The 7726-nt window shown below is 51.7% G+C and carries 7 protein-coding genes; 2 read left to right on the top strand and 5 right to left on the bottom strand.

Translation table 11 applies throughout. The features are described 5' to 3' along the window. The first annotated feature begins 81 nt into the window (after nucleotides 1-81). A complete protein-coding gene (gene selD, locus HOK28_23125; protein ID MBT6436001.1) occupies nucleotides 82-1119 on the top strand; it encodes a selenide, water dikinase SelD in 1038 nt (345 codons plus the stop codon). 110 nt (nucleotides 1120-1229) lie between these two features. Here the strand turns inward: selD and HOK28_23120 are convergent, their stop codons facing one another. The 5 genes from HOK28_23120 to HOK28_23100 all read right to left on the bottom strand — a co-directional run bounded on the left by HOK28_23120 (nucleotide 1230) and on the right by HOK28_23100 (nucleotide 7000). Continuing rightward, on the bottom strand, nucleotides 1230-2048 hold the full coding sequence (locus HOK28_23120; GenBank protein ID MBT6436000.1) for a hypothetical protein: 819 nt from the start codon (nucleotides 2046-2048) through the stop codon (nucleotides 1230-1232). Between the two features lie 161 nt (nucleotides 2049-2209). Then, a complete protein-coding gene (locus HOK28_23115) occupies nucleotides 2210-3085 on the bottom strand; it encodes an alpha/beta hydrolase (GenBank protein MBT6435999.1) in 876 nt (291 codons plus the stop codon). A 451-nt stretch (nucleotides 3086-3536) separates the two neighbouring features. Continuing rightward, entirely contained in the window at nucleotides 3537-4124 is a 588-nt protein-coding gene (locus HOK28_23110; GenBank protein MBT6435998.1) for a hypothetical protein, read from the bottom strand. Then, on the bottom strand, nucleotides 4121-6214 hold the full coding sequence (locus tag HOK28_23105; GenBank protein MBT6435997.1) for a hypothetical protein: 2094 nt from the start codon (nucleotides 6212-6214) through the stop codon (nucleotides 4121-4123). The genes HOK28_23110 and HOK28_23105 overlap by 4 nt, the downstream gene beginning before the upstream one ends. A gap of 135 nt (nucleotides 6215-6349) precedes the next feature. Beyond that, nucleotides 6350-7000 (bottom strand): hypothetical protein, encoded by a 651-nt coding sequence (locus HOK28_23100; protein MBT6435996.1) that lies wholly within the window; start codon nucleotides 6998-7000, stop codon nucleotides 6350-6352. 218 nt (nucleotides 7001-7218) lie between these two features. On the opposite strand from HOK28_23100, the gene HOK28_23095 reads away from it, so the two are divergent. Then, on the top strand, nucleotides 7219-7726 hold a 508-nt coding region (locus HOK28_23095; protein MBT6435995.1), incomplete at its 3' end, for an HDOD domain-containing protein.

Genomic DNA, 7726 nt, shown 5'->3' with positions numbered 1-7726 from the left:
TTTAACGGTTCTTGCAGGTCAGGGTTGCAGTCGCATGCTGAACTGGTAATGTCCCCCAAACTTCGATGCGGGGATACAACCATGGCAAATGACATCAAGCTAACCGAGTACTCACATGGAGCTGGATGTGGGTGTAAAATCTCACCAGCTGTTCTCACTCAAATTCTAGAGAGCGACAAAGAGTATGCGGTGGACCCCCGGCTTTTGGTGGGTAATGACACCCGAGACGATGCGGCAGTTTATGCGCTTGATGATGAGCGGTTGATTATCAGTACTACAGACTTCTTTATGCCTATCGTAGACAACCCCGAGGACTTCGGTGGAATTGCTTCAGTGAACGCCATCAGTGATATCTACGCCATGGGTGGCAAGCCGATTATGGCGATTGCGATTCTAGGCTGGCCCGTTAATAAACTCGACACTTCCATTGCAGCTCGAGTGATGGAAGGTGCCAGAGAGGCATGCTCCCGTGCAGGTATCAGTGTGGCCGGTGGTCATTCTATTGATGCGCCTGAGCCCATTTTTGGATTGGCCGTCACAGGAACTGTTCTTAAGAAGAACCTCAAGCGCAACGATGGTGCAACGGCAGGTTGTGAACTCTACCTAACGAAGGCACTTGGGGTGGGCTTGTTTACGACTGCTCAAAAGCGGGGCAAACTTCTTGATGAGGATTTCGCAACCGTTCGGGCATCGATGTTGGCCTTAAATGATTTCGGTGCCGAGCTTTCGGATCTGGAAGCGGTTAAAAGTGTGACGGATGTGACGGGCTTTGGTTTGTTGGGGCACTTGAGTGAGCTTTGTGAGGGAAGTGGCGTGAAGGCCACGATTCGATACTCAGAGGTTCCTAAACTGCCTGGTTTGGAACGCTACCTCGATCTGGGAACGATGCCTGGCGGAACCACACGCAATTTTGAAAGCTACGGGCACAAGGTTTCTGAGCTGAGTGATACCTGGAAAGCGGTTTTGTGTGACCCGCAAACCAGTGGTGGTCTCTTGGTAGCGGTTGAGCCAAGTGGGCGAGATGCTTTTCTAGAGGCTGCGAAAGAGCGCGGTTTGGAGCTGGATTGTTTCGGTACATTAAGTGAGGCGGGAGACTCGCTCATTACAGTGACCGAGTAGAGGCAAGGGCGCATGGTCTATTTAGTATAGTATTTTAAGTATATTAATATTGAATTGATATTTTGACTGGACCGGGTACTGATGTACCCGGTTGTCGATAGATGGACTGATTAGCCTTCTGGCTCTTCTACCTTGTTTACGGTACCGGTTACTTCTTCAGCAGCGGTTTCTTTTTTCTCAGTAGCTTCGTCCTGTGCTTGCGCCGTAACTTCTGGCGATGCTTTGTCAGCTTGAACCAGGCCTGCAGGAAGTTCTTTGTCATTCCAGTGAATGAAGGCAGGATGTGGCTCAACAGCTGCATCAGAGGCAACTTTAGCCAAACCTAGCAAGGTTTTGCTGGGCCATTTCTTTTGGATGATATTGACCAGCCATGAAGGAAGCATGCCCTTTGGATCAGTATGAACTTCAACTTCCATCTTGGTTTTGTTGGTTCCAGGAATGGCCTCGAAGCGGTAGTAAGTGCCCATTGCTGATGCGCGTACGCAGCAGTCGTCTTCGGGCTTCTTATTGTGCTCAACTGATTTAATGTTTGCTGTCACCACTCGGCGTGCTTCATCCACCTGCGCAGTTGCATTGAGGACATAGTCGCGGTCTGAAACGGGGAATGGGAGAGCAAATCGAATCCAATAGGTTCGTTCCCATTCATTCTTTATCGTGAGTTCAGAAGAGGTATGAAATTTATCAACCCATTCTCCGCGCCGTGATGCGTCTAGAAAGACACTTAGGATTTTGGCGATAGGGGTATCAACAATGGTCTCACCGCGGAAAGCGAGAATATCAGAGCCTTCGACGCTTTTGCGCTTGGTGACGAATCCATCGTCAGTGGAAATAATTTCCCAGTCGTTTGTGGCTGCTTGCGCGTTATGGGTTAGGGCACCAAAAGATACGGCGATGGCGACTGCCCATGAAAAGAACTGTTTCGCATTCATAGTGATTCTCCTTCATGTGTTGATTCCCCATACCCCTTACGCACTGCGTCTAATAGGTGGGGCGCAGTTTGACAAGCAAAAAATTCGGCGGATCTTTACGACTATAGCAATTTCAACTACTTAAGAATTTGAGAATGTCATGAAATGTAGGAAAACTTGGATTAATGCTCCAAAAACCATGAGGTGATGGCCGAGTTGACCACGCCGGGAGCCTCAAGATGCATGAAATGGCCGGCATTGGGAACTTCCATATGCTTGTAGGGCGCCATCATAAACTGGCTAGAATCAAGCTTGGAATTGGCCGCGATGCATCCATCGTTTACACCGGTTATGCTGAGGATTGGAATCTGTATGCTGCGTTCCGGCCGGCTTGGGTCCAGGAGTCGACGGATCGAGGGCACCAGGGGTCGCAGAATCTTACGGTAGTAGTTGAGGGGCCCCGGCATCGAGGTTCTCAGACAAGTCTTAAGTTCGGTCATCTGTTGGGGGCAGGGTTCATAGCCCGGAGACCATTTCTTCCATAGTAAATCGATGAAAGACAAGTCGCCGCGAGTAACCACCCAGTCCGAAAGCGTTCTGAGCTGAAAGAGACCCATGTAGCCGCTGCGCCCCAATTGAGAGGGGTTGCGTACCAGTAATTCGAAGAACTTCAGAGGGTGGGGCACGGCAAGAGTGGCCGCACTGATGAACCGTTTGGGATGATGGGCTGCGGCGAGCCATGTAAGAACGGCTCCCCAGTCATGACCGACCAGTCGTATAGGTGTATCCTGAGAGCCAAACTCCGCCGAGAGTTCGATGATGTCATCAGTGAGACTGTCGATATCAAAATCCCCGTCGAGTACTGAGGGCGCATAGCCACGTAACCATGGCGCAATGGCCCGGTAACCCTGAGACGCAAGGTGTCCTAGGAGCTGGTTCCAACTCGGTGCGTGGTCTGGGAAACCGTGAAGGCAAAGAACAACCGGTCCATCCTCTGGACCGTCGGCAAGGTAGGCAAAATCTCCGCGGGAGGTATGAAGAACGTTGGTCTGCATCATCGTAAATACTATGGACTCGCTGGCCAGAGATACATCTTAAGGCCAAATTTCTCTTAAAATTCAGTCAGGTAAGTGCATGTAGGTGTGAAGACATCTTAGTCTGTGGATAAATCATTCAATTTCATTCGAGAAAACCTAAATACGTGGGGATGTACTTATGGAACAGTGTGCCAATTTTATGCACAGTTTCGCGGAAGTAGGTCAAGATCCACCCATTTGTAGATTTTCAGAATGCGAATTGAGCCAGTGTCTATGCGGGTTTGCGCGATCGTGGAACGATCGTCACGGCCTGTGGATAACCTGTGGGTAAATGTCACTGCTTTGTGGATAAACTCTGGAGCGGTGTTTTGAGCGGATCTCAAATAGGTTCAATTTCGGTCTAAAAATCTGTGGATAACTTGTGTGTAACTTGTGAGGTTGGTGTGAGTTTTCCTCAGAGAATTACAGGAATTCAGGGATTTAGCCTACCTATCCAAGAAATGCTCGCAACAACGGCGAAGAGTGCGAGTGTGTAGGATGGACCCGCGTGAGGTCCGAGAAGCACGTGAAGCAATAGCAAGAAAAAAATGATGTGTACGAGGCGGTGGAGTGTTTTCCAGTGACGAATTTTTAGAAGACGCGTGGGCTTTGTGAAAGAGGTCAAAGCCAAGGTCGCGAGAATGATGAGCGCGGCAGTCCCCGCTTGTGCATAAGGTTGGAACCAGACACCTGTGAGCGGGGCATCTCCAATATGAATTTGGTAAACAAGCGCAGCATGACCGAAGGCAGCAGCCGTGGCGCTGAGTCCGAGTAAGCGCCGCTCTTTGTGGACGGACCCGATGTCGTAGCCCAAGCGCTGCAGGAGATTACGAATAGGCGTGCAGAGGAGGGCCGCGCAAAAGAGGCCAAGTGCGAGTGTTCCCGTATCGTGGATCAGTCCTTGGTCGGCCTGCCATCGGAAGCTTAGAGTTTGATACCGGCTGAAGATGAGGGCTGAGCAGGCGAGGAGAATTCCTGCAAGGAATGTGTAAGCCCGCGTTGACTGGGCTCCCGGATTCATAACGATTTCAAGAAAGTGATTAAATCTTTCTTGTCCTCAGGGCTTATGGCTGTGAGCATTCCGTGCTGGGTACCCTCATAGGCGCGCCCTAAGACGTCTTCCAGTGATTTTGCTCTGCCATCGAAAAGGTAGGGCGGGCTGTGCTTGATAGAAATGAGCGATGGCGTGTCGAACTCTAGGTTGGCTTCTGGGAAATTCGGAAAGATACGACGGGCAGGATGCTGGCTTAAGTTGGTAAACGCGGGGAACTGGTGACAGCTAACACAACGTGCTTCGACGAAAATCTTAAGTCCACGTTTTTGCGCATCAAGATGTGATTCATCCGGTGGGCTTAGATGGGCAACAGGTAAAGTCAAAGCGCTGATGTAAGCTTCAATATTTTCACCTCTTTGCGGATCATCGATAAAGTAACCACCGAGAAGTTCTTCTGGGACGTGAAGGAGCTGACGCACTTGATTGTAAACCCCGCCCCGCAGGTAAGGGGCGGTGCCCGCGACGCCTCTTACGCTTAGCGTGGCTGGCTCAAGAGATTCATCCCCAATATTGTGTGTGCTGTGGTCGCTGTCGCCGTGAAGGTGGCAGCTTTGACAAGACCTGCCGGAGCGTGTGGCCTCGTAGAAAGCTTTTTCGCCCTCTCGGCGTTTCAGGGCTGCGGGAAACTTCCTCTCGAGTGTTTCATCGGTGGGGCCAAGCTGGTGGAGCTGCGTGGTTTCCTGTGAAGGGTTAAAGAGAGCGAAGGTTCCCTCAGCTGGAGATGTTAGAATCAGGGTTCCATCTGCAAGTTGGGCAGCGCCTTGTGGGGCTCGCAGTCCTCCTGGGCGAATATTGAGGTCTTGAACCAGGCCCGAGAGGCTTGATGGAATCACCCACCATTGCGTCGTGCCGGAGAACGCGACCAGGAGTTTGCCGTTTTTAAGAACCGTGATGGACGATGGCCCAGCACCGGCTGTCCACTTCAGAAAGTCACCGGGTGCTTTGGCTTTTTCTGCCCGCTTGTGGGTGAGTAAGCGTCCAGTGACTTCAAGGCTGGCTGTATCGAATTCTAGGATTTGGTCCTGAATATAGTGGTTGCCTCTCAATGCTTCGCCGCTGATGGAGTATCCGGTCGCGGCCGCGTAAAGGCTGTGCCCTTGTTTGGCGCCGACCATGGTGATCAGCGGACGGCTTAATGTCTTTTGCGTCTGTTGCCAGCCTTTGTCTAATTGTTGGATGCGAATCAGTGCGGGTTGCTCGCGGCTGCTGACCAGCCGTGTTTGAGCGCTGGGACCGGCCACAATCCATTCAGGTTTATGTGAAAGCGAGATGTACTGAATGCCTTGCGGGGCTTGGAGGGAAGCCAGTGCGACGCCCTGCTGGGGGCCTGTGAGCGTGGCGGCCAGAATTTCACCGTCTAAAGAGAGTGCGAGTGCCCGTTGGGGAGACTGAACGTCGTGCCGGGCGATGACTGCATGACTGGTTGTGTTGAACTCCCAGATAAAATTCTCGTGGGCGTGTGAGACATAGAGGCGGTCGCCGCGTTGTACACAGCCGCTTGGGCCGTTTCCTGTTTGTACAGTTGCAACGATGCCGAGTTGGTTGACGATGGTGAGCGTATCAGTCTCATCGCTTAACAAGTAGGCTTGAGAGCTGCCGTTGCCGCATGAAACCTGGGGGTGAGGCAACGGTTTTACAATTTCCATCTCCCGGATATGACTGCCCGTCTCGGTGAGCAAGTTGGCGGGAATTAGCTCCGATTCTATATCTGATAGCGAATTTCGAACTGCAACTCTAAACAAGCCACGACCAAGAGCCAGGCCTTCTAGTCTGTGGTTGCCAAGCTCCAGTGAGGCGTGTGTTGAGTCTGGCGCGTAGATGTAAAAATCTTGAGGGGTTCCGTTAAGCAGATGCCTTGGAAAAAGTAGCGGGGGATTTTCCAGGGCGGCTTTGTCCGCAAGTCGGTTGGTTAGCCCGTGGAGGTTTTCGTCATCGAGCATGGTCTCCCAGGCCTGCTGGCTTAACCCGTAGAGAGTAACTGTGCCAAGGGCCAACCAAATAAAGATTTGCCGATTAGCGGAGAGTGACACCTTGGGATTTATTATCTGAAGCATCATAAAGGAGATGCCCCAGGCCCAAAGCAGTCCCCAAAACAATTGGTTTTGAAAAAATCCCGACCACAAGACAGCGGTCCCCCAGGTGAGCCAGGTGCCATTGGGAATCCGTTTTATGGTTGGCGTTGAGCCCATGGGTTAGGGCTTATCCTCAAGCGGTTTTTGGGGCGCCGGTTTTGTGTTTTGAGTTTTGAGCCATTGGGTGGCGACGTAGCTTACCGACCAGTTGTGTCCGAGTCTGCGGTCATTGAAGGTATTCGGTAAATCAATGAAGCGGGCAGTTGGAATTGTCACGATTTGCGGGTCTATCTCTTCATCCTTAAATGCGCCATCGATTTTATGCTGGGTCCGCCATTGGGTAAGCGTTGTAGTTTGAGCCAGGCCGGTTCCATTGATTTTGGTGTCTGGACATAAGGCCGAGAGCTTGCCGGTCCCCGCCAAAGGGGCGGCAATCGCGTGGACGTCCAGTGCAATGCCCAAAGCTGCACGCTGAGCCAGCATCGTCGATATAACGCCACCATAGCTGTGCCCAAAGAGCTCAATGGCTTGAAGTTTGGGCTGCTGCTTTTGAATATGAACCAGGGCATTTCGAAGGTAGTCCATGGCAGCTTCAGGGCATTGATTCCAATCCCATCGTAGCCAGTAAACATGGGCACCCGACTCGGCGAATTGATGCAGGGAGCTTACCCATTCAATTCCCCGGCTGGCATAACCATGGACTGCAAGAATAGCTCGCGGCGACTCGAGGGAGCCCGGCGTTAGACGGTGCACCCCCAAGGGTATGTTCATCAGCCGTTTGGCACTTTCTTTGAGCTCTTCACCTAAGCGAAGTTCACTCAGAGTGGGCGGGGGCCCGACTGGTGTTTGACAGCTAGCTGAAATCAGGACGAATCCCAGTATTATTAGAGAGCCTAGAGAGGACTTCAGCGCTTTAGAGAGGCGGTATGAGCTCGTTTTCATAGTGTCTTCATACTGCACCCGGGAGGATAGGCCAATGTTGGAAGTTGATGAGACCTCCGCTCGGTGATAGCCAAAGACCTATGGTAAACCCTGTAGGTGTTGACGCACTGCCACGCATTAAAGCTTTAGTAGAAAATCGGGTCGATTTGCCGGTAATGCCGCGAATTGCCGCCACTGTTATGCGCGAAGTCGCGAATCAAGCCAGTAACGCTGACCGCTTGGCCCGTTTGCTTTCAAGTGACGAAGCACTGGCAGCGCGTATTATGCGCGTTTCAAACTCGACATTTTATCGACGTAAACTGCCCACGACGACTATTCAGCGCGCGGTGGTTCAGCTTGGCCGTACTATGGTGCGTGATCTGGTTGTGTCCCTATCGAGTCAGTCAATGTATCGAAAAGCTGATGCACTCTCGGAGCGGCTCTGGGAGCATGCGATTGCGACGGGGCTGGCTTGTGGACTGATTGCAGAGCAAAGCCGGAAGGCTGAAAAAGACGAAGCGTTTATTGTGGGGTTACTTCATGATGTCGGTAAAACCGTTCTGATGGTTAACGACG

The sequence above is a fragment of the Deltaproteobacteria bacterium genome, assembly GCA_018668695.1.
Lineage (GTDB): Bacteria > Myxococcota > XYA12-FULL-58-9 > XYA12-FULL-58-9 > JABJBS01 > JABJBS01.
The sequence above is the reverse complement of the archived record's forward strand: the minus strand, read 5'-3'. Positions and strand labels throughout refer to the sequence as shown.